Origin of the sequence: Pseudomonas sp. (genome assembly GCF_036404235.1) — a bacterium.
In the GTDB taxonomy this organism is placed as follows: Bacteria; Pseudomonadota; Gammaproteobacteria; order Pseudomonadales; family Pseudomonadaceae; genus Aquipseudomonas.
Genome location: NZ_DASWOT010000047.1, coordinates 49546 through 70797 on the forward strand (window position 1 = coordinate 49546; position 21252 = coordinate 70797).

Consider the following 21252-nt stretch of genomic DNA (forward strand, 5'->3'; position numbering starts at 1 on the left):
GAGTTTAGAAATCTTACGGATGAGTCATTAGTTGTGAAGCAATCAAGGATGTATGCCTTCCAGGCGTTCATGAACAAAAAAACGATGAAGCGTGCGCTGGCGGCGGGGGTGTTGCTGCTGACCTGTACGTTGAGTCAAGTCAGTACGGCGGCGCAAAGCTTGCCATTTACCCTTGTGGCGCCTTTTCTAACGTTGCAGCCGTTGATGCTCGATGGCACTGATCGTCGATGGCTGAGCGAGCGCGGGACGCTGCGGGTAGGTATATCGATTGCCGACTACGAACCTATTGACATCACCAGCGATCGCAATCGTTATCAAGGTATCAGTGCTGACTATCTGAGTCTGGTCAGCGCGAAGCTGGCGGTTCCGGTGAGTGTGGTCGGGTTTGCCAAGCGAGATCAGGCAGTTGCGGCCTTGCTCGACGGGACTGTCGATGTTCTGACCAGCGCCAATGGTTTTGAGCGAGGTATCAAAAACCTGGCGTTCAGCCATGAATACATGCCGGACAGGGCTGTGGTGGTGGGCCGTGGCGATGACTCCAGCCTGTCCCCGTCGCTCAAAGGCAAGCGCATTGTGTTGATGGATGGATACGCCGATGCAGATGTACTGCATAAGGCTTACCCACAAAGCGAAATTATTCTGGCGCCGAATCTATACAGCGCCCTTGAGGCGCTGAGCCAAGGGGATGTCGATGCCTTTATCGGCAACGAGGTCATCGTTAGGTCTTATAACTCTTTGCGACCGTATCTGGGGCTGCAAATCAAATTTGAGGGATCGCTGCCTGCCGTTGGCTTCTCATTTGCTACCCGTGAGAGTGACCTGCGCTTGCGCACGCTGATGGATCGGGCACTGATGGGCCTGGATAAGTCCGTCGGGCGTGAAATATTGGGCCGATGGACGGTGGGACTCGGCGCCGACATTGCGCGTCAACGCATCAGCTTCAACGCGGTCGAGCAACGCTGGATACGCCGACATACACAGGTCACCGTCGCCTCAGGCCAGCTTCCCCCTTACATCTATCAGGACATCAATGGTCAATGGATAGGACTGAGTGTCGATGTACTGAACCGGATCTCCCGCATGACCGGCTTGCAATTCGTTCACAAGCCGATGACGTCGACACAAGAAACTCTCGATACGTTGCGCAGCGGCAAGGCAGATATGAATACCAGCCTTGCGGAGAATGCCGAGCGTAAGAAATTCCTCGATTTCACTTACTCGTTTGGTGGTAATAGCTGGGTGTTTGTCGTGCGAGAGGACCGCTCACCGAAAATCAGCCTTGAGGAGCTTTCAGGCAAGGTGCTGGCCTTGCCCGCCAAGCACGCGCTGGAGGACGCGATTCGCAATGAGTACCCGAACATCTCGCTGCGGCTGGTTGAGACCTACGACGATGCCCGAAAACTGGTTGAGACTGGTCAGGCCGATGCAACGATTCAGAACGAAGCCGGCGCTTGGCTTTATCCTTCCGGCAACCTGAAAGTCGCTCGAAGCGTTGAAGGCCGCTGGTCGCCCGATCGATTTTCGGTGGTCAAATCCCATCCTGAACTGCTGAGCATTTTGAACAAAGCGCTGGAGGAGTTTCCGGTTGCTGAAATGCGCGCGATTCGAATGAAATGGCTGGGTGCTGTGATCGCTCAGCCTTCAATATGGCGACGGATTCCGCCTGGGGTTTATTGGGCGATAGCCGTGGCGTTGCTGTTGGTACTGGTTTCGCTCGGCTGGAGCAGCCGGTTGAAATACCAGATCCGTCAGCGATTGCAGGCAGAAGAACAACTCAACGACCAACTGGCTTTCAAGCGCGCTCTGCTCGATGGTATTCCCAACCCCATCTATGTTCGCGACCTCCAGGGACGGTTGATCACCTGTAATCGCAGTTATGAGGAAAGTTTCGGTATCAGTTTTGAGCAAATGAATGGCCGCCGGCTGATCGATGTGGATTTGATCCCCAGGGCGAGCGCTGAGCAGATGCACGCCGATTATCTGAAGTTGCTGCAAACCCAAAAGCCCGTGTTTGCTGATCGCAGCATGGCGTTATTCGGAAACTCTATTGAGGCTTATCAATGGACGGTGCCGTTTTACCGCGCTGACGGCCAGTTGCAAGGGTTGCTGGGGGGGTGGATTGACATCACTGAGCGTAAGCACCTGGAAATACAGCTCAAAGATGCGCAGCAAAAAGCTGAAAGCGCGAACCAGGCGAAGACAACGTTTCTGTCCAACATGAGTCATGACATCCGAACTCCGATGGGCGCGATTATCAGTCTGTTGGAGCTGGATCGAGAGCAGGCGATACGCCGCGGTGAACAACAATCACAGGGGCTTGAGTTGGCGCGGCGGGCGGCCAACGAGTTGATCGCCCTGATCGGCGAAAGCCTTGATATGGCGAAAATCGAAGCTGGCAGTCTGAAACTCTCTCCCGTGGAAACTTCGCTGCGGTCGTTCTTCGAGCACACTTGTCATTTGTTCGACGCTCAAGCTTTGGCTGCCGGGACGACGCTTACGCTTGAAATCGACGAGCAGGTTCAGGGGTATTACGCCCTCGATCCCCTGCGTCTAAGGCAAATACTGCATAACCTGATCGGCAATGGGTTGAAGTTTACGCCGGGCGGACGGGTGTCGGTTTGGGTGACACTGACCCCCTCAGAGGCGCAAAAGGCAGGGTTGAGCATTCTTGTCGAGGACACTGGCGCAGGGATGACCGTCGACCAGCAGAGTGGATTGTTTCAGCGTTTTGCCCAGGCCGACGATGCTACAGCGGCAATCTATGGTGGCAGCGGCCTGGGGTTGAGCATCTGTAAGCAGTTGGTGGAGTTGATGGGCGGGCAGATCAGCCTCGTCAGTGAGCTGGGGCAGGGGACGAGGGTCAGTGTTGAGCTGCCGCTTGTTGCTGTCCCTGCTCCGATAAACGCTGCGCAAGAGCTTTTGCCACTTGGCATTACCAAGCATGCCTTGCGTCTGTTGGTAGTGGATGACGTTTGTGCCAATCGAATGGTGCTGACTCAGCAACTGGAGTTTCTCGGGCATGAAGTCGTGGCGGTCGAGAGTGGTGAGCAGGCGTTGTCGTTGTGGTGCAAAGGGAAATTCGACGCAGTTCTCACCGATTGCAACATGCCCGGTATGTCCGGTTATGCCTTGGTGCAGGCCATTCGCGACATTGAGCGCCAAGAGCAACGGCAGTCGATCCTGATCATAGGCTGCACGGCCAATGCCATGCTTGATGAAAGCACGCGCTGCGAGCAATCGGGCATGGACAGCTTATTGGTCAAACCTGTGTCACTGGCGCAGTTGGCCGAAAAACTCGATGCCGTTGTGCCCCTTGAAGGCTGCGCGGATTTTGATATCCAGACGCTGTATCGCCTGACCCAGGCCAACGAGGATCAACTGCAGCGAATGCTTGCCGTGCTGAGGAACAATTTGTCTGAGGAGCAGAAATCCATCGGCTGCGCAGTAAACGCGCTGGACTGGAAGGCCCTGAGCGCCATCACGCATCGTTTGAAGGGGGTGGCATGCCTGATCGATGCGGTGCCGTTGGCCAAGGCGTGTAGCCAACTGGATCAAAGCATACGTCTGCAATCGAGTGAGTCACTGGTGCAGGTTTGCATGCAGCTTGAGGTGTCTATCGAATCCTTGTGCGCGGGCCTTGAGCCCCATCTAAAGAACATAGCGTTTTAGGACGTGTCCTATTCGGTGGGGTTTTCAGCCACCTTAAAGTACAGGTCCATTGGTTGAAAACCGCCCGATCCAAGAGGCTCACGTGTGCGTTCGCTCAAAGTCCTGATTCTGGAAGACAACTCTTTTCAATTGATGGCCCTGCATCAAATGCTCAACGCCAATCAGGTATTCGACGTCCTGACGGCAGACAGTGTTGATGCCGCACAGCGCTCGCTGAGCAATCGCGGCGCTGTAGACATCGCCATCTGCGACCTGCAAATGGACGGCCCGGACGGCCTGTCGCTGATTCGCCACTTGGCTGAAACGGGCCAGGCTGGCGCTGTGATTATTCTTAGCAACGCCGAGCAATCGGTATTGGAGGGCGTAGGTCAGTTGGTGCGCCAACAAGGTATTGCGGTGTTGGGGTGTCTGCAAAAACCGGCATCGGTCGTGACGCTCGGCGAGCTGTTGGACCGCTGGCAGCCTCAGACAGAGGACGTTGTTGAGCCGTCGGCGGCGGCGCCTGCCGTTGAGTCGTTTTCGCAGGACGAACTGCATCAGCGTGAAGCGGGGCAGTCGGTAGGTGAGAGCAGACGTTACGATCAGTGGATCGCGCATTTCCAGCCCAAGGTCTCACTGGTCGGGGAGCTGATGGGTGTCGAGTTGTTGGCCCGATGGCAGCACCCTACACGCGGCTTGTTGGCTGCGGGCCAGTTCATTCCCCAGCTGGAAAAAGCCGGGCTGATGGACGCATTGACTTGGCGCATGCTTGAACTCGGATTAACGTTGTCGACAGAACGGTTGCACAGCACGGGTCAGGCTTTGCCCGTTGCGGTCAATGTGCCGCCAGCGATGCTTGATCAAGCCACTTTTGTGCCGAAATTGCTGGCATTACTGGAGCAATTTCCGGTGTGCCCGCAAATGCTCACCCTTGAGGTTGTCGAGCAGTCAGCGCGACAGATGGGTGTGGTTCAGTTCGAAAACCTTTTACGGCTTCGCATGGCGGGTTGCAGGTTGTCCATCGACGATTTCGGTACCGGCGCGTCGAACATTCAGCGCCTGCTGGAGATGCCATTCAATGAATTGAAGATCCCGGCTGAGTTCGTGCGCGGGATGGCCGATGACCGACGTAAATCAGCGGTGGTCGCAGGTGCGATGTACATTGCGCAAAAAATGGCTTTGGATGTGGTGATCGAAGGCATGGAGACGGCAGATGACTTCGATGCGCTGTTGCAACTGGGCAAACCAGTCATTCAGGGTTATTTCATTGCCAAACCCATGGGGGAGGCAGATCTCAGACTGTGGATCGAAGCGTACCGGCGTCAGCCGCCGTTGCGGACCCCAATGCAGGTGTCAAGCCAGGCCGTGTTCCTGGAGGTAAATGAATAGAGCCGCGTCGTTGCTCAGCCCAAGCTTGCGCATGGCGCTAATCTTTTGGGCGCTGACGGTCTGCTTGCTGCGACTAATCTGAAGGGCGATGGCGCCCACCGAATGGCCGGCAGCGAGCAAGCGGAGGACTTCGAGCTCCCTGGGCGACAGGTCTTGCGGCGCCACCAACGTGTTCGAACCGAAGTCTCCGGCCTCAAGTAATGTGCGTTTGACCGAATCAGCGACAAAGGTCTTGCAGTGTCGGATGCTGTCTATCGCTGTTGGCAACTCGCTGGCGACGCTACTTTTGCTCAACAAGCCTTGAATCCCGAGAGCGAGCATGGCGCGGAAAAGCCCCGCATGGTTGAGCATAGTGACGACAATGATCGGCAGCGTTGGGTACTCACGCCGAATTCGCTCAAGTAAGCGCAAGCCGTCGTTTTGATCTTCGACGGGCATCATGAAATCGGTTACTAGCAGGTCGCAGGGTTCGGTTTTCAGGTGTTGCAGCAGTTCATGCGGAGCGCTGGCCTGCGCGACGACCCAGGCGTGGTTCCCCTGTTCAATCACCACTTTGAGACCGATCAGGAAAATCGGGTGATCGTCGGCAAGAACGATCCGCAAGGGTTGAACTTCAGTGGCCATAACGGCTCCCGGAATTAAGTTTTCGGACGCGTCCTAAGGGTAATGAATCCGAAGCCGTTCAGACTGACCGCTCATTTACCTGAAAGGAGTCGAAGATGAATCCTCACAAGGAACATACGGTGTGTCAGGCCTCTTCTGCAGCGCTGCCTGTCGTTTCTGTGGCTCGGGTCACGCCCAGTCATTATTCGACGCGTAAAGCCATCTGTCGTTATCGCCATATTCAGCATTTCGATGCCATTGAATCCCTGGCGCCGCTCTTCCAGATCCGTGGCTGATCAACTCGTTTTAGGGGGGGCGAGGGAGTGGGGGATTTTTTATCTGTCACATTCGGCAGGCATGCTCCAGTGCCAGGTCGCAGTCATCATCCTGCTCACGGCGTGAAGAACTTTCCAGTTGCGCCGAGGGTCATTGATAAGCACCTTTGCATTCAAACTGTTGAGTGGTGATCCAGATGGAAAATATCAGCTTGTTACTCAGTGAGGCACTGGCACCTTATCAAGCAAGCCTTGGGCCTGTTGGCGCGCAAGGCGAGCGTCTGGTGACATTGAAAAATGCAGTCGGTGCAACAGTCATCGAGCGTGTGTTTTCTTCGGCGCAGTTGGGCGACAGACGCCAACTGACCGATGTGGTGGACGGCTTGCACCGTGACCTGATGGTGGCCGAAGGACGTATCGAGCCTTGTGTCATTGCTGCCATGCGAAATGCAACACAAGTCGCAGCTTTTGCCGCCCCTCAGGCATTTGTTTAATGACCGGGAGGGAACCTTACGCGGGAATAAGGCTCCTATCCATTACGGCAGGTTCAGGCATTGTGCTCCGGTGATTGATGCCTGTCGTACGGGCCCAAATGGGTCACGGTTAACCCCGAGTGGTCTCCCCGCTGCTCGGGGTTTCTTTTTTTGTGCGATTTGAAAGTCGGGTTGCCAATAGGGCGCTGCTGTTTCTTGGGGGAAGGTATTGAATACGACGCTGACTGTCCAGGGTGTCGCGAGCAAGCTTGCTCCTCCAGGCTGCGGCTGATGACGATCTCCATAATCCTCACTAATCATCAAAGAACGTCTTTGCGTCCTGCAGATACTCTTCGGGTTTGGCCATCCATTGCGCATAGAAACCAATCAGTCTGGTGGTGCGCAGTACGCGCATTTCCCGGTTGATGATTTCCATGGCTTCGCGGCCTTTCTCGGTTTTCGAACAACCAATGTGAGCGAATTGATACTTGGGTGCGTCCTTGACCGAATAGAACTCCAGTTCGCTTAACGGAACACCTTGTTGCTGCGCATGGAACCGCGCTTCTGGCCAGTAACTGATCATCGCCTGAAAACGCCCCATGCGCGCCATCTGCAGCATGCTGCCCACTGCCGCATTGCCGTAGTGCAGGACCAGATTGTCCTGCGTCGAGGTTTTCAGCACCTTGTCGATAAGTGGTCCGTAGCTGCGTTCGGCGACGATACCGATTTTGACCGTATGACTGTTCAACAACGCCGCCAGATCGATATACCCATCCTCGGTAATAAAAGGGACGAACAGCGCGTGGTCTTTCTGTTCAACGACCAGGCCGTTAGCAGGTGTGGCGTAAGTGGGGATGGAAAACAGAATGTGTTTCTCCCGTTCGGCGGTCCACAAAAGCGTCGGATCGCACGCAAATACCTCGGGGTCCTGAAGCATCTGAATTCCGCGAGCGCGGTTGACGTGCATGAGCTGATGATCGTATTGCGGCATGCGCGCAATCAGCTCGGGCATCAATTTGTCGATGGCACCCTGGCCCTGGAAGGGGCCGGAAAAGATAGTCAGCGGAGGGAAATCACGCAGCAACCAGATCAACGTCTCCTTTGCCTGGCCTTGGCTCGGCACTGCTGCAAAGAGCGTCGCGGTGATCAGCAAAGCAAGTAGACAAGGCCGAGCGGGCCACCAAGATCGATTGACCATCCGTTACTGTAATCCCTGAAAAAATAATCTGAGGTCAAGGTGGGTCAAAACACAGCCGATCTCAGGCGATAGATTGCCGGCAACACGACCAAGCCACTCTCGGCACTTCATGGTAAAGAGCCTCGCTACGGTAGCGACGATGTGGATCAATTATTTAACACAGCACCACTGTCGCATCAGTAAAGCACTGCTCGTATGACACGGCATAATCTATTTATGCCAGCGGGTCAGCCGAGTTCGGTCGTTCAATGAGTCAGCATCGGTTAGACTTGCCGCCTTTCCCGCCTGCAGAAGCCCGTTCATGGCCCAGCCGTCCACGACCTACAAATTCGAATTGAACCTCACCGACCTTGACCGTGGGGTCTACGAGAGCGTCAAGCAAACAATCGCCCGGCACCCATCGGAAACCGAAGAGCGCATGACCGTGCGCCTGCTGGCTTACGCCTTCTGGTACAACGAACACCTGTCTTTTGGTCGTGGTCTTTCGGACGTAGACGAACCCGCCTTGTGGGAAAAAAGCCTGGATGATCGTGTGCTGCACTGGATTGAGGTCGGTCAGCCCGATGCCGATCGACTGACCTGGTGCTCACGCCGCACCGAACGCACCAGCCTGTTGGCTTATGGCAGCTTGCGTGTTTGGGAAGGCAAGGTAATCCCGGCGATCAAGACGTTGAAGAACGTCAATATTGCCGCTGTCCCGCAAGAAGTGCTGGAGACGTTGGCCAAAGACATGCCGCGCGTCATCAAGTGGGATGTGATGATCAGCGAAGGCACGATCTTCGTGACCGATGATCGCGGTCAGCACGAAGTGCAATTGCAATGGTTGGCAGGTGAACGCGGCTGATCGTCGCTGTGAGTGCTGTCACACCGGAATCAGTTTTAGAAGACCCTGGCGGAACCCGCATGCGTATCGAACCCCGTCTATTGCCCGACACCTTACCTTTCCTCGGTGATATACCGCCCTTGCTCACTCGCTTGTATGCCGCGCGCGGCGTGCTCTCGCAAGACGAACTGGACAAAGGGCTGGCGCGGCTGATCCCGTTTCAGCGGCTCAAGGGCATCGATGTTGCGGTAGACCTTCTGGTGAGCGCGCTGCAACAGCGCCAGCGCATCCTTATCGTCGGTGACTTCGATGCCGATGGCGCCACGGCGAGCACGGTTGGCGTGCTTGGCTTGCGCTTGCTGGGTGCGGCCCATGTGGATTATCTGGTGCCGAACCGCTTTGAGTATGGTTACGGCCTGACCCCGGAAATCGTCAAAGTTGCGCTTGAACGCACGCCTGACTTGCTGATGACCGTGGACAACGGCATCTCCAGCGTCGAAGGTGTGGCGGCGGCCAAGGCGGCGGGCTTGAAAGTGCTGGTCACCGATCACCATTTGCCGGGCCATGAGTTGCCTGCCGCGGATGCCATCGTCAACCCCAACCAACCGGGTTGCGAGTTTCCAAGCAAGTCGTTGGCGGGCGTTGGTGTGATTTTCTACGTGTTGATGGCCCTGCGTGCGCGCCTGCGTGATATCGGTTGGTTCGAAGCAAGCGGTCAGGCACAGCCGAATCTCGGCGAGCTGTTGGATCTGGTCGCGTTGGGCAGCGTCGCCGACGTGGTGCCGTTGGACGCCAACAATCGCATCCTTGTGCATCAGGGTCTGATGCGCATCCGTGCCGGTCGTGCGCGTCCGGGGTTACGCGCAATTCTTGAAGTGGCGCGTCGCGAACCGTCGCGCATCACCTCGACCGATCTGGGTTTTATCCTCGGGCCTCGGCTGAACGCCGCGGGCCGTCTGGACGACATGAGCCTGGGCATTGAATGCCTGTTGTGTGAGGACGAAAACCTCGCGCGGGAAATGGCCGTACAACTGGACGAATTGAACCAGGATCGCAAATCCATCGAGCAGGGCATGCAGCGTGAAGCGCTGGCTCAGCTCAAGGATTTGCCCATCGAGTCCATGCCGTTTGGCTTGTGTCTGTATGAGGCAGAGTGGCATCAGGGCGTGATCGGTATTTTGGCCTCGCGTCTGAAAGAGCGTTATCACCGGCCAACCATTGCGTTTGCCAGCGCCGCAGAGGGCGTGCTCAAAGGGTCGGCGCGCTCGGTGCCGGGCTTTCATATCCGCGACGCGCTGGACGCTATCGCGGCCAGGCATCCTGAGCTGATCAGCAAGTTTGGCGGCCATGCGATGGCGGCGGGGCTGTCCCTGCCAGCAGAGAACTTCCCTGCGTTCGCTGCGGCGTTCGATACTGAAGTTCGGCGTCAGCTCAACGAAGAGGACCTGACCGGCCGTTTGTTGTCCGACGGTACCCTGGCAGTTGAGGAGTTTCATCTGGACTTGGCCCGTGCCCTGCGCAATGCGGGTCCCTGGGGGCAGCATTTTCCTGAGCCGTTGTTTCATGGGGTGTTCCAGCTGGTTGAGCAGCGCATCGTTGGCGAGCGGCATCTGAAGATGGTGCTGAAGACCGAGTGCGGCACGGTCAAACTCGATGGCATTGCCTTCAGCGTCGATCTCGATGTATGGCCCAATCCAACCATCCGTTGGGTCGAACTGGCGTATAAGCTGGATCTCAATGAATTCCGAGGCAATGAAACCGTCCAACTGATGGTGGCGCACCTGTCGCCGCGCTGACATCGCATGGTGCAGATCGCTCGGTGCAGGAACCCTCACTTCTCTTGGGTTGTCGACTAGGCTCAATGTTTCGAAAAGACAGATGCATGCAATCCCGATTACTTGACGTGAGAGGTCCCCATGAGCCTGCTGCTTGAACCCTATACCATTCGCCAACTGACCCTGCTTAACCGCATTGCGGTATCCCCCATGTGCCAGTATTCCAGCGTCGATGGCCTGGCCAACGATTGGCATCTAGTCCACCTGGGCAGCCGAGCGGTGGGCGGCGCCGGCCTGATTTTTACCGAAGCCACGGCGGTCACCCAAGACGGTCGCATCACACCTGAAGACCTCGGGCTGTGGAATGACGAACAGATTGAGCCGTTGCAGCGCATTACCCGTTTTATTACCGCCCAAGGCGCGGTGGCTGGTATTCAGCTGGCGCATGCCGGGCGCAAAGCCAGCACTTGGCGCCCGTGGCTGGGCAAACAGGGCAGCGTGCCGCTGGATCAGGGTGGCTGGCAGCCGTGGGGCCCTTCGCCTATTGCCTTCGACCCGAACTACGCGGTGCCAACACCGCTGGATGAGGTGCAGATCAAAGAAGTGATCCAGGCCTTCGTCGACTCTGCCAAGCGCGCACTGATCGCTGGTTTCAAAGTGGTAGAAGTCCACGCGGCCCACGGTTATCTGCTGCATCAGTTTCTTTCGCCGCTGAGCAACCAGCGCCGCGATCAGTATGGTGGCTCGTTTGAAAATCGTATTCGCCTGACCCTCGAAGTCACCGAAGCCATTCGTGCCGTCTGGCCAGAAGAGTTGCCAGTGTTCGTGCGTGTGTCGGCCACCGATTGGGTCGAGGATGGCTGGAACCCCGATGAAACGGTCGAACTCGCTCGTCGCCTGAAAGTGCTCGGCGTGGATTTGATCGACGTGTCTTCCGGAGGCACTGCGGCCAATGCGGAAATTCCGGTGGGGCCGGGTTATCAGACCCGATTCGCCGAACGCGTGAGGAAGGAGGCCGGCATCGCCAGCGGGACCGTAGGCATGATCACTGAGCCTGCCCAGGCCGATCACATCTTGCGCACAGGTCAAGCCGATTTGATCCTGCTTGCCCGCGAGCTGCTGCGTGATCCGTACTGGCCGCTGCATGCGGACGATGATCTGGGGGGGCGCAAAGCAACCTGGCCTGCCCAGTACCAACGCGCGACCCATCGCGATCAACCGATTCATGAGTCTGATTTGCGCGATTAGTCAGTCTAAGGTGGTTTTGTTGGAGGTTCCCGGTTGGCCAGACGCCGACCGGCTTTTCAATCCAGAAAACTTTCCCGCAACAAACCATGGCGTTGCATCTTCTCGTTCAGCGTCCGGCGGGGCAGTTGCAGCTCATTGAGTACTGCCTTGATATCGCCCTTGTGCCGGGTCAACGCGGCGCGCAGGCAGTGAGCTTCGAACGCCTCTTGTTGCGCGGCCAGGGATTGCCCCGGTTGCAGGTCAATCTCGGTCGGATTATCCAGCCCCAACACCTGGCGCTCCGCCGCGTTCGTTAGTTCACGGACGTTGCCCGGCCAGTCATGGCTGAACAAGTGGCTCTGTTGCACGCTGCTGAGTCTCGGTGTACTGCGGCCCAGACGTTGTGCCGCCGCGTGGGCAAAGTGGTTGAACAGCGAGGGAATATCCTCGCGCCGCTCACGCAACGGCGGCAAGCGCAGCTCTGCCACGTTCAGACGGTATGCGAGGTCCTCGCGAAAACGCCCGGCGCGGGCTTCCTCCAGCAAGTCCGGCTTGGTCGCGGCAATGATTCGTAGATCGACCTCAATGCTTTGGTTCGATCCCAAGCGCTCCAGCCGACGCTCCTGAATCACCCGCAACAGCTTGACCTGCTGCGCCAGCGGCATGCTTTCTATTTCGTCGAGGAACAGCGTTCCGCCATCGGCGTATTCCAGTTTGCCAATGCGCTTACCTTGCGCGCCGGTGAATGCTCCGCTCTCATGACCAAACAACTCGGCTTCGAACAACTGCTCGGGAATCGCTGCACAATTGAGCGCCACGAACGGTTGGCTTGCCCGAGGTCCGAAGTCGTGTAGACAACGCGCGACCATTTCCTTGCCGCTGCCGGTTTCGCCACGAATCACCACATTGACAGGTAAGGACGCCAGCTCCAGCACTTGGCGGCGTAAGGTCTGCATGCTGTCAGACTGGCCGATCAGTGTCGTATCCAGCCGAGTTTTGGCATCCGCACGCTCATGCAGGCGACGATTTTCCAGCACCAGTGAGCGCTTCTCGAGGGCGCGCCGCAAACTGCTCATCAGGGTTTGTGGGGTGAACGGTTTTTCCAGAAAGTCGTAGGCGCCTTCACGCATAGCGTCGACGGCCATCGGTACGTCGCCATGCCCGGTCAGCAGAATGACCGGAAGGTCGGCATCTTGTAATTGCAGTTGCGCCAGTAACGCCAGACCGCTCATGCCTGGCATGCGCACGTCGCTCAGAATCACGCCGGGAAAGTGTTCCGGCAGGTTCGCCAGGCAATCCTGCGCTCGGCTGTAAAGTTGCACACTGAAACCGGACAGCGTCAGCCATTGCTCCACCGCTTCGCGAATAGGGGCTTCGTCGTCGACCACAATTACAGAGTTCAGCATGCAGTTTCAGTCTCCGAAGCGTTGGGCAGGCAAAAGAAGAACAGGGCGCCCGGCCCGTAATTGGTCGCAGTCAGGCGTCCGCCGAGTTCATGGATGATCGCGTAGGACACAGCCAGCCCCAGCCCCAGGCCGTCGCCTACTGGTTTGGTGGTGAAAAACGGATCGAAAATGTTGGCCAGATGGGCCCCGGCGATTCCGCCACCGCTGTCGCCGACGCTCAGGCGCCATGTATCGTCTTGCTGGGCGATGCGGATGTGCAGACGCTTGAAGGGTTTGTCGCTCATGGCATCCAGGGCGTTGCGCAGCAGGTTGATCAGCACTTGTTCCAGTCGGATCGCATCGCCGCGAACCCAGGCTGGGCGCGTCAGCTCAAGCACGCAACCGACGTGCTCGTCGCGCATCCTGGCGTCGAGCAACAAAAGGGCCTGGTCGACCACGCCAGCAAGGTCGAGGCGCTCACGCAGTCCGCTGGGGCTTTTGCGGGCGAAGGTTTTCAGGTGGCCCGTCAGCGCGGCCATGCGCGTCAATTGCTGATCGAGCAGCGTCAATGCGTTGTAGGCATCATCGACTCGGCCGTGGTCCAGCAGCAGACGCAGCGTCGCCAGTTGCATGCGTTGCGCGGTCAGCGGTTGGTTGATTTCATGGGCTAACGCGGCGGACATCTGTCCCAGCGCCGCCAGTTTGGTGGATTGCACCAGACCGTCCTGCGCGGTGTGCAGGTCCTGTGTTCGTTCTTCCACCAGATCCTCGAGTTCCTCTCGGCTGCGTTGACGCAGCCCGGCCAGTCGCCAGCGTTGATAGAGAAACAGGCCGAGAAACACCAGCGTCAGCCAGGCGCCCGCGGCAGCCAACGCTGCGTTGCGGATGTCCTCGGCGGCCAGTTGCGGTTTGCGCAACAGGTGCAACGTCCAACCTTCGGGGGCCAGCGGCAGCGATTGCCAAAGATAGTCAGCGGTGCCTGTCGGTGCTTGCACCCGACTGAAATGGCTACTGTCGCTGAAGGCTTGCAGGGGGTGTTGATCCAGCGGCTTTAACGGTTGTTTGTCGTATTGCCGGGTGGAAGCCAGCTCCAAATGATCTTGCTCAGACAGCGGTCGCAACGTCCGATAACGCCAGCCCGGTTGGTTGGCCATGAATACGATGCCTTTGGCGTCGCTCACCAGCAACAGATCATCACCCTGCGCCCAACTGTGCTCCAGCCCCGGAAACTCAAGCTTGACCACCATGGCGCCGAGGAAACGCCCGTCTGTGTCGCGGACCGCATTGGACAGGAAATAGCCAGGGATGCCGCTGGTCACTCCCACGGCATAAAAGCGACCCGTGCCTTGCGCTTGGGTCTGCTGGAAGTACGGTCGGAATCCGTAGTTGTGCCCCACGTAGCTGCTGGGCAGGCGCCAATTGCTTGCACCCACAGCAAGGCCGGTGTGGTCGAGCAGTTCGAGGGTCGATGATTGGGCGGCGCCATTGATTTGTTCGAGTTTCAGGTTCAGCACGTGAGTCGTCTCAGCGCTTACCGGGCCGCTTAACGCTGAGCGCAGCTCGGGGTCGAGGGCAAGCACAGCGGGTAGGGCGCGATAACGTTCGATCAGGGTTTGCAGGGTGTTAGCGTACAGCGACAGTTGATCACGCGCGCGATTGGCATCGTCCTCCAGCACATGACGCTGCGCCTGATGCATTGCCAGCGTCGCCGCCAGCACAGCGCCAGCGAGGATCAGGGCTACAGAGAGGAAGAGGCGGGCGGCGCGAGGCATAAAAACGGACCTGTTGAGGATTGATCTGTAGGAGCAAGCTTGTTCGCGAGGCGAGGTTTCAAGAGCACCCCATTGTTCGCCTCGCCAACAAGTTGGCTCCTACAGACGATGCGGTGTATCAAGTACACCGCTCTGTCCCGCTCGCCAACAAGTTGTCCCCTACAGAGCGCAAACCAAACCCTTACAGCAAATTGAAGGTGGCCTCTTTCACGTCCACCGAATCGAGCCCGATCATCACTTTGAACGCGCCCGCTTCTGCTGCGTACTTCAGCGACGGGTTGAAGAATTTCAGGTCTTCTTCGCTCAAGGTGAAGGTCACGACCTTTTCTTCGCCCGGTTCAAGCATGACTTTTTCAAAGTTCTTCAGCTCTTTAACCGGACGGCTCAGCGATGCTGCGATGTCCCTCAGATAAAGCTGAACCACCGTGGCACCAGCGACTTTGCCAGTGTTTTTAACGGTCACGCTGGCGGTCAGTTTGTCTTTGCGAGTCATCGTGTTGTTCGACAACTTGATGTCCGACACGCTGAACTGGGTGTAGCTCAAGCCATAGCCGAAGGCGAACAGTGGGCTGGTAGGCTCTTCGAAATAGTTCGAGGTGTAGTTCGAGTCATTTACCCGGTACGGTCGGCCGGTGTTCAAGTGGTTGTAATAAGCAGGGACTTGACCCACCGAGCGCGGGAATGTCATGGCCAGTTTGCCCGAGGGGTTGTAGTCGCCGAACAGCACGTCCGCCAGCGCGTTACCGCCTTCAGTGCCCAGGAACCAGCTTTCGACCAGGGCATCGGCCTGTTCGTTTTCTTCACCCAGCGCCAATGGGCGCCCATTCATCAACACCAGCACCAGCGGCTTGCCGGTGGCTTTGAGGGCCTTGATCAGATCGCGTTGACGACCAGGAATGACGATGTCTACCCGACTTGCGGCTTCGTGGGACATGTTGCGTGATTCGCCCACGACGGCGACGATCACATCGGCTTGCTGCGCCACTTTCACCGCTTCGTCGATTATTTCCTGTGCCGGACGTGGATCGACACCGATCTTGTCGTCCATGTTGTTCAGGTAGGTAATGGCATGCTGGTTGTCGGTAACGTTGGCGCCCAGGGCAAATACCAATTTGGCTTTGTCACCGACCGCATTCTCCAGACCGTCATAGGCGCTGACGGTTTGTCGGGCAAGACCTGCTGCCGACCAACTGCCCATCATGTCCATCGAGCTTTTGGCCAGCGGACCGATGACGGCGATAGTGCCTTGCTTCTTCAAGGGCAGGGTCTGGTTGTCGTTCTTCAGTAACACGATGCTCTTGCGTGCTACGTCGCGAGCCGCTTCACGGTGCAGGCGGCTCTCCGCGTTGCGGTCAGCCGGGTCGTTGTCCGCTGAGCCGATACGCAGGAATGGGCTGGCAAACAGTCCCATTTCCCATTTTGCACCCAGCACTTCGCGCACAGCCTGATCGACTTCCTTGATCGACACTTCGCCGGTTTTGACCAGATCCGGGAGCTCTTCACCGTAAGCCTTGTCGTTCATGCTCAGGTCAACGCCGGCTTTGATGGCCAACTTGGCAGCTTCGCGGAAGTCCTTGGCGACGCCATGGTCGATCAGTTCTTTGATTGCGCCGTGGTCGCTGATCGTGACCCCTTTGAAACCCCATTCCTTGCGCAGTAAATCCTGCAGTAGCCACGTATTGGCAGTGGCGGGCACGCCGTTGATCGAGTTGAGTGCGATCATCACGCCGCCAGCACCCGCATCGATGGCGGCGCGGTAGGGCGGCAGATAATCCTGACGCATGCGCACCGGGCTCATGTCCACTGTGTTGTAATCACGGCCACCTTCGACTGCGCCGTAAAGGGCGAAGTGTTTGACGGCCGCCATGATGCTGTCCGGCGCTTGCGTGCTATTGCCTTGAAAGGCTCGCGTCATGGTGCTCGAAATGCGTGACACCAAATACGTGTCTTCGCCGAATCCTTCGGAGCTGCGGCCCCAACGCGCATCACGGGTGATGTCGACCATCGGCGCGAAAGTCATGTCCAGGCCGTCCGCCGCCGCTTCTTTGGCTGAGATGCGTCCGGTTTGGGTGATGGCGTCCATGTCCCAGCTCGCGGCCAGGCCGAGGCTGATCGGAAAAATGGTACGTTGGCCGTGAACAACGTCGAAGGCGAAGAACATCGGGATTTTCATGCGGCTGTGAGCGACAGCCGCGTCCTGCATGGCGCGGTTGTCAGGTAGCACAACGGAGTTGAACGTCCCGCCGATTCTGCCGGCGGCAATTTCCTTGAGAATGTCCGGCTTGGGCATTTCCGGGCCGATACTGATGAGGCGCAGTTGCCCGATTTTTTCATCGAGAGTCATCTGTTTCATCAATTTGGAGATAAAGTCGTTTTTGGCCTGCAAAGTAGAAACATTGTTCGCGTCAGTGCTGGCGGCAAGCACAGAATGACTGGTCAAACCAATGACAAGACCCAGTAAACACAGCTTATTCATGAATGATTTCTCAAGGCGTTGTCCGGCAACTTGCGTGTCATGCCGGGCGGCCGTTATTTTCGGGGTTTCAAATCTTCGGCTTTTATTGTCTTCAGGACGAGGCGGTCGCTGAACTCTTGAGGCCGATGAGTATCTGTAGCGCAGCGAGTTTTATCTGATTGCGGCGTGGCAATCCAGCACCTGACAGCGTGTTGGGGCGAGATTATGCCGGGGATCGTCTGATTTGGCTAAAGTCATATCTGACGCAAGAGATATCCAACACCCATTAAGGAGCACCAAGTCCATGCAATTACACCGCTGTGAGCATTTGCGAGGTCATCGTTACAAATTGTCACTGATGCTCTTGATGGTGCTGAGCTCATTGTTGGCCGGTTGCGGCATCAACAATATCCCCACCTACGACGAGCAGGTGAAGGCTGCCTGGGCGCAGGTACAAAACCAGTATCAACGCCGCGCCGACCTGATTCCCAATTTGGTGGAAACGGTAAAGGGTTATGCCAAGCAGGAGCAAGACACGCTGACGGCGGTGATCGAAGCACGGGCCAAGGCGACGTCGATTCAGGTTGACGCCAACACCCTCAACGATCCGGTCAAGCTCAAGCAGTTTCAGGATGCGCAGGGTCAGTTGACCGGTGCCTTGAGCCGTTTGATGGTGGTGTCCGAGCGTTATCCGGACCTCAAATCCAATCAGAATTTCCTCGCGCTGCAATCGCAGCTTGAGGGTACTGAAAACCGTATCGCAGTAGCACGACGCGATTTCATTGCCTCGGTGGAGCGTTATAACACTGAGATCCGCACTTTCCCTGGTCGTCTTTGGCACACCGTGATGTACAGCGACTTGCCGATTCGTCCTAATTTCGAAGCCACCACGCCGGGTTCGGATAAAGCGCCGGAAGTGAAATTCTGATGCGTATGCTGCGGCTGGTCATGCAGGTCGCGTCGTTATGCGTGTGCGCGATGATCATTGCCTTGCCAGCGCAGGCCGCGCTCAATTTTCCGGCATTGACCGGGCAAGTGGTTGACAGCGCTGACATGCTCGACGATCAAAGCGCGGAGCATTTGTCGCAAATGCTCCGCGCTCATCAGCAACTGACTACCGAGCAGGTTGTGGTGGTCACAGTGCCGAATCTGCAGGGCATCAGCATCGAGGATTACGGCTATCAGCTCGGGCGGCATTGGGGGATCGGGCAGAAAGACAAGGACAATGGCGCGCTGCTGATTGTCGCGCGCGATGATCGCAAGGTGCGCATCGAGGCGGGCTATGGTCTGGAGGGGCGACTGACCGACGCGCAGTCGTCGGTGATCATCAATCAGATCATTACGCCTGCGTTCAAGAAGGGTGATTTTGTTGGCGGCATCACTCGGGGTACCGAGGCCATCATTCAGGTACTGGGTGGCGACCCTCTCGCCGAGCCTGCAGCTAGCGCTGCCGCTGGTGATGTAGCGTCCGGTTCGACCCTCCAAAGCGTTGGGTTTCTGATCCTGTTTCTGATTTTCGTCTTCATCAGCATGAGCGGCGGCGGGGGCGGAGGACGTTCAGGTCGGGCCGGATACATCGGCGTCATACTGGGCGGGCTAAGCGGCTTGGGTTCGCGTGGCGGTGGAGGTTCAGGTGGTGGTGGGTTCAGCGGCGGCGGTGGCAGTTTTGGTGGCGGCGGCGCGTCAGGCAGTTGGTAATTGATCGCTCAACAGGGATTTGCACAGCATGTCGCTACTTAATGAAAAAGAACAACGGCAAGTCGCCCAGGCCATCGATCATGTCGAGCGGACCACCGATGCAGAGCTGGTGACCGTGCTGGCGGCGGCGGCGGACGATTACGCCTACGTGCCATTGATCTGGGCGGGGCTGGTCGCGTTGCTGGTGCCAGGGCTGATCAACCTGTCTTCAGGTTGGTTGGACGCCAATCAATTGTTAATGACGCAAATCGCAACGTTCATCGTCGTCGCGCTGATCTGTCGCTTGCCGGCCGTCACCAGCCGCTTGGTGCCAGAACGCGTTCGGCATTGGCGCGCGGGCAACCTGGCGCGTCGGCAGTTTCTTGAGCAAAACCTGCACAAGACCATCGGTGGTACCGGGGTTCTGATATTCGTCAGCGAGGCTGAGCGATATGTCGAAATCCTGGTCGATCACGGGATCTCTCATCGGGTGGACGACCAGGTTTGGCGATCGATGGTGGATGTGTTCACTCAGTGCGTACGAGACGGCAAGACGCTAGAGGGCTTTCTCGGCTGTATTGAGTCGTGTGGTCAGTTATTGAGCGAACACGTGCCGGTGACTCAGGGGCGCAATGAGTTACCGAATCGCTTGGTAGTACTGGGCTGAACCTGACATAGCCGCATCGTCATCCCGCTTGACGAAAACTGTCCCGGTATTGTGTCGGAGTCACCCCAAGGCTTTGGTTGAAGATCAGCCGCATGCGGGCGGCGCTGCCGAAGCCGCAGTGATAGGCCACGGCTTTGATTACCATATCGCTGCCTTCCAGCAAATGCCGAGCGGCGTCGATCCGGGCGCGTTGCACGAACTGCGCAGGTGTGACCTTGGCGTCGCGGACGAAGATGCGAGCGAAGCTGCGAGGACTCATCGATACCACTTCGGCCAAGCGTTCGACGGAAAACGGTTCGGCGATATGTTCCATCACGTAGCGCTGAATTTTCGCTACGGGAGAATCGTCTTCGACCGGCGCCGTCAGATACGGGCTGAATTGCGATTGCCCACCCTGGCGCTGAACGACGACCAGCAGACGCTTGGCCACCGCCAGTGAAATCGTTGCGCCATGGTCTTCTGCGACCAGCGCTAGCGCCATGTCGATACCTGCGGTTACCCCGGCTGAGGTTATCAGCGCACCATCGCGCACGTAGATACGATCCGGCTGGACCTGTGCCAGCGGGAACTGATCAGCCAATTGCTGAGCGTGACTCCAGTGAGTGGTGACCTGCTTGCCATTGAGCAATCCGGCGTGGCCAAGGATAAAGGCACCGGTGCAGATTGAGCCATAGCGCTTGGCCTTGGGCATGGCGGCGCACAGCCAATCGGTTATTTTTGGCATGGCCTGGGCTTGTGGCAGCAGCGGACCTCCAGGCACGAGCACCACATCGAACTGATCGGGCGCATTGTCGATTTCCAATTGCGCACCCAAATGCATGCCGTTGGAGGCGAGAATCGGATACGGCTCGGCGCCAATGGTGACGATCCGATAACCGTCCTCGGCACCCAGGAAACGGTTGGCCTCAGCGAAGACATCCAGCGGCCCGGCAACGTCAAGCGACTGCACGTTTGGGAACAACACGATTGCCACGCTTTTCATCGCTGAGTCTCAGGCACTTTGTAGGGGCGAAGGCGGACTGAGCATTACTTCTTCGGCAATGTGGTCAGGTTGTCCCATTCGGTGCTGGTGGCTTTTTTGTTGTTGCGGTCGTACAAGCACAGCTCGGTGCCGGTTTTGTTTTTCATGAACGCTTGTTTGTACTGGCCTTTGATAAGCAGTGCGTTGTAACCGACGCTGTCATCGAACAGTGCCGACGTGCCAGCGGGCTTGGCATTTTTTAGTTGGCTGACTTTAACGCAACTGTCTATCACGTCTTTGTCCAGCGCGTTCCATGCCTCTGTGCTGGATGCGTAGGTCTGGCTGGTGAATCCTGCCAAGGCAAGCAACAGCAGCGTGGTGGTTTTCATGTGCAACTCCATTGGTGTCGTTATTGCGGTAAGGGTGACAACCTGTTTGGAGTAGGTCAGACCGGATCCAGTTCGGCGCGTCGCACGTATTCCATCCCGGCGCGCTCATATAGGCGCCGGGCCGTGAGGTTGCTTTCCATGACCTTGAGGTCCGCACGGCCTTCGCGACGTTGATAAAAGACGCCAAACACATGCTCCAGTAGACGTTGGCCGATACCTTGACCCTGCGCGCGAGGATGCACCACCAGATTGCGGACGAAGGCGCTGGTCCAGCATTGGGCGACGCCCACAACGCCCAACGCGTCCTCGACCACGAAACATAACTGTCGGTCGAGTTCCGGGTCTGTGTCGAACGCATTCAGCCAGGTGCGAAAGTCCGCGACTTGACCGCCGCCGTGCTGGCGACCCAGTAACAACAGTTGGTGGATTTCGAATGCGTTGTCTGCAGTGAACTCGACACCCCGCAAGGTGGCTGGCCAGTTAACAGTTTCAGGGGCTTGCAGCAGGTAGCGACGCATCAGCCAGTAATGTCTGG

The 21252-nt window shown here is 57.5% G+C and carries 18 protein-coding genes; 10 read left to right on the forward strand and 8 right to left on the reverse strand.

Annotated elements, in window-relative coordinates:
• Positions 1 to 69: 69 nt before the first annotated feature.
• Both VGC62_RS06110 and VGC62_RS06115 read left to right on the forward strand, forming a co-directional pair.
• Positions 70 to 3669 carry a transporter substrate-binding domain-containing protein gene (locus VGC62_RS06110; protein WP_414705750.1) on the forward strand — a complete coding sequence of 1200 codons (3600 nt, stop codon included), beginning with the start codon at positions 70 to 72 and terminating at the stop codon, positions 3667 to 3669.
• Positions 3670 to 3753: 84 nt separating this feature from the next.
• A complete protein-coding gene (locus tag VGC62_RS06115) occupies positions 3754 to 5037 on the forward strand; it encodes an EAL domain-containing response regulator (protein WP_331186169.1) in 1284 nt (427 codons plus the stop codon).
• On the opposite strand, the gene VGC62_RS06120 is transcribed toward VGC62_RS06115, so the two are convergent.
• Positions 5002 to 5661: a response regulator transcription factor gene (locus VGC62_RS06120; RefSeq protein WP_331186170.1), complete on the reverse strand. Its 660-nt coding sequence runs from the start codon at positions 5659 to 5661 to the stop codon at positions 5002 to 5004. The two genes, VGC62_RS06115 and VGC62_RS06120, sit on opposite strands and share 36 nt — an antisense overlap.
• Before the next feature lie 95 nt (positions 5662 to 5756).
• Here VGC62_RS06120 and VGC62_RS06125 point away from each other — a divergent pair, with 95 nt between their 5' ends.
• The gene (locus VGC62_RS06125) at positions 5757 to 5936 is read left to right on the forward strand and encodes a hypothetical protein (RefSeq protein ID WP_331186171.1); all 180 of its coding nucleotides are present in this window, start codon (positions 5757 to 5759) and stop codon (positions 5934 to 5936) included.
• Positions 5937 to 6112: 176 nt separating this feature from the next.
• Positions 6113 to 6409, forward strand: a complete 297-nt coding sequence (locus VGC62_RS06130) for a DUF3509 domain-containing protein (protein ID WP_331186172.1) — start codon at positions 6113 to 6115, stop codon at positions 6407 to 6409.
• 292 nt (positions 6410 to 6701) lie between these two features.
• On the opposite strand, the gene VGC62_RS06135 is transcribed toward VGC62_RS06130, so the two are convergent.
• Positions 6702 to 7586: a TIGR02285 family protein gene (locus VGC62_RS06135; protein WP_331186173.1), complete on the reverse strand. Its 885-nt coding sequence runs from the start codon at positions 7584 to 7586 to the stop codon at positions 6702 to 6704.
• Positions 7587 to 7887: 301 nt separating this feature from the next.
• Between VGC62_RS06135 and VGC62_RS06140 the strand changes: the two genes are divergently transcribed.
• The 3 genes from VGC62_RS06140 to VGC62_RS06150 all read left to right on the forward strand — a co-directional run bounded on the left by VGC62_RS06140 (position 7888) and on the right by VGC62_RS06150 (position 11432).
• The gene (locus tag VGC62_RS06140) at positions 7888 to 8430 is read left to right on the forward strand and encodes a YaeQ family protein (RefSeq protein WP_331186174.1); all 543 of its coding nucleotides are present in this window, start codon (positions 7888 to 7890) and stop codon (positions 8428 to 8430) included.
• Between the two features lie 59 nt (positions 8431 to 8489).
• Entirely contained in the window at positions 8490 to 10205 is a 1716-nt protein-coding gene (gene recJ, locus VGC62_RS06145; protein WP_331186175.1) for a single-stranded-DNA-specific exonuclease RecJ, read from the forward strand.
• A 120-nt stretch (positions 10206 to 10325) separates the two neighbouring features.
• Positions 10326 to 11432 (forward strand): NADH:flavin oxidoreductase/NADH oxidase, encoded by a 1107-nt coding sequence (locus VGC62_RS06150; protein WP_331186176.1) that lies wholly within the window; start codon positions 10326 to 10328, stop codon positions 11430 to 11432.
• Between the two features lie 56 nt (positions 11433 to 11488).
• Here the strand turns inward: VGC62_RS06150 and VGC62_RS06155 are convergent, their stop codons facing one another.
• From VGC62_RS06155 to bglX, 3 genes are all read right to left on the reverse strand, one after another.
• A complete protein-coding gene (locus VGC62_RS06155; RefSeq protein WP_331186177.1) occupies positions 11489 to 12817 on the reverse strand; it encodes a sigma-54 dependent transcriptional regulator in 1329 nt (442 codons plus the stop codon).
• A complete protein-coding gene (locus tag VGC62_RS06160) occupies positions 12811 to 14568 on the reverse strand; it encodes an ATP-binding protein (protein ID WP_331186178.1) in 1758 nt (585 codons plus the stop codon). The genes VGC62_RS06155 and VGC62_RS06160 overlap by 7 nt, the downstream gene beginning before the upstream one ends.
• Before the next feature lie 181 nt (positions 14569 to 14749).
• The gene (gene bglX, locus VGC62_RS06165; RefSeq protein WP_331186179.1) at positions 14750 to 17044 is read right to left on the reverse strand and encodes a beta-glucosidase BglX; all 2295 of its coding nucleotides are present in this window, start codon (positions 17042 to 17044) and stop codon (positions 14750 to 14752) included.
• A gap of 337 nt (positions 17045 to 17381) precedes the next feature.
• On the opposite strand from bglX, the gene VGC62_RS06170 reads away from it, so the two are divergent.
• The 3 genes from VGC62_RS06170 to VGC62_RS06180 are packed head-to-tail and all read left to right on the forward strand — an operon-like array spanning position 17382 to position 19367.
• A complete protein-coding gene (locus tag VGC62_RS06170) occupies positions 17382 to 17951 on the forward strand; it encodes a LemA family protein (protein ID WP_414705751.1) in 570 nt (189 codons plus the stop codon).
• On the forward strand, positions 17951 to 18721 hold the full coding sequence (locus tag VGC62_RS06175) for a TPM domain-containing protein (protein ID WP_331186181.1): 771 nt from the start codon (positions 17951 to 17953) through the stop codon (positions 18719 to 18721). Before VGC62_RS06170 ends, VGC62_RS06175 begins: the two co-directional genes overlap by 1 nt.
• A gap of 28 nt (positions 18722 to 18749) precedes the next feature.
• Complete coding sequence (locus VGC62_RS06180; protein ID WP_331186182.1) at positions 18750 to 19367, forward strand: TPM domain-containing protein; 618 nt, start codon at positions 18750 to 18752, stop codon at positions 19365 to 19367.
• A 19-nt stretch (positions 19368 to 19386) separates the two neighbouring features.
• Here the strand turns inward: VGC62_RS06180 and VGC62_RS06185 are convergent, their stop codons facing one another.
• Genes VGC62_RS06185 through VGC62_RS06195 form a run of 3 tightly spaced genes read right to left on the reverse strand, consistent with a single transcriptional unit; the run spans position 19387 to position 21235 of the window.
• A complete protein-coding gene (locus VGC62_RS06185) occupies positions 19387 to 20349 on the reverse strand; it encodes a GlxA family transcriptional regulator (protein WP_331186183.1) in 963 nt (320 codons plus the stop codon).
• A 44-nt stretch (positions 20350 to 20393) separates the two neighbouring features.
• Positions 20394 to 20717, reverse strand: a complete 324-nt coding sequence (locus VGC62_RS06190; protein WP_331186184.1) for a hypothetical protein — start codon at positions 20715 to 20717, stop codon at positions 20394 to 20396.
• Positions 20718 to 20773: 56 nt separating this feature from the next.
• On the reverse strand, positions 20774 to 21235 hold the full coding sequence (locus tag VGC62_RS06195) for a GNAT family N-acetyltransferase (protein WP_331186185.1): 462 nt from the start codon (positions 21233 to 21235) through the stop codon (positions 20774 to 20776).
• Positions 21236 to 21252: the final 17 nt, after the last annotated feature.

Excerpts from the sequence above, each read along its gene's own strand:
- bglX (WP_331186179.1), bottom strand. The coding sequence starts at position 17,044 with ATGAATAAGCTGTGTTTACTGGGTCTTGTCATTGGTTTGACCAGTCAT.
- VGC62_RS06130 (WP_331186172.1), top strand. The coding sequence starts at position 6,113 with ATGGAAAATATCAGCTTGTTACTCAGTGAGGCACTGGCACCTTATCAA.
- VGC62_RS06140 (WP_331186174.1), top strand. The coding sequence starts at position 7,888 with ATGGCCCAGCCGTCCACGACCTACAAATTCGAATTGAACCTCACCGAC.
- VGC62_RS06155 (WP_331186177.1), bottom strand. The coding sequence starts at position 12,817 with ATGCTGAACTCTGTAATTGTGGTCGACGACGAAGCCCCTATTCGCGAA.
- VGC62_RS06190 (WP_331186184.1), bottom strand. The coding sequence starts at position 20,717 with ATGAAAACCACCACGCTGCTGTTGCTTGCCTTGGCAGGATTCACCAGC.
- VGC62_RS06185 (WP_331186183.1), bottom strand. The coding sequence starts at position 20,349 with ATGAAAAGCGTGGCAATCGTGTTGTTCCCAAACGTGCAGTCGCTTGAC.
- VGC62_RS06135 (WP_331186173.1), bottom strand. The coding sequence starts at position 7,586 with ATGGTCAATCGATCTTGGTGGCCCGCTCGGCCTTGTCTACTTGCTTTG.
- VGC62_RS06170 (WP_414705751.1), top strand. The coding sequence starts at position 17,382 with ATGCTCTTGATGGTGCTGAGCTCATTGTTGGCCGGTTGCGGCATCAAC.
- VGC62_RS06125 (WP_331186171.1), top strand. The coding sequence starts at position 5,757 with ATGAATCCTCACAAGGAACATACGGTGTGTCAGGCCTCTTCTGCAGCG.
- VGC62_RS06120 (WP_331186170.1), bottom strand. The coding sequence starts at position 5,661 with ATGGCCACTGAAGTTCAACCCTTGCGGATCGTTCTTGCCGACGATCAC.
- VGC62_RS06195 (WP_331186185.1), bottom strand. The coding sequence starts at position 21,235 with ATGCGTCGCTACCTGCTGCAAGCCCCTGAAACTGTTAACTGGCCAGCC.
- VGC62_RS06180 (WP_331186182.1), top strand. The coding sequence starts at position 18,750 with ATGTCGCTACTTAATGAAAAAGAACAACGGCAAGTCGCCCAGGCCATC.
- VGC62_RS06160 (WP_331186178.1), bottom strand. The coding sequence starts at position 14,568 with ATGCCTCGCGCCGCCCGCCTCTTCCTCTCTGTAGCCCTGATCCTCGCT.
- VGC62_RS06110 (WP_414705750.1), top strand. The coding sequence starts at position 70 with ATGAACAAAAAAACGATGAAGCGTGCGCTGGCGGCGGGGGTGTTGCTG.
- recJ (WP_331186175.1), top strand. The coding sequence starts at position 8,490 with ATGCGTATCGAACCCCGTCTATTGCCCGACACCTTACCTTTCCTCGGT.
- VGC62_RS06150 (WP_331186176.1), top strand. The coding sequence starts at position 10,326 with ATGAGCCTGCTGCTTGAACCCTATACCATTCGCCAACTGACCCTGCTT.
- VGC62_RS06175 (WP_331186181.1), top strand. The coding sequence starts at position 17,951 with ATGCGTATGCTGCGGCTGGTCATGCAGGTCGCGTCGTTATGCGTGTGC.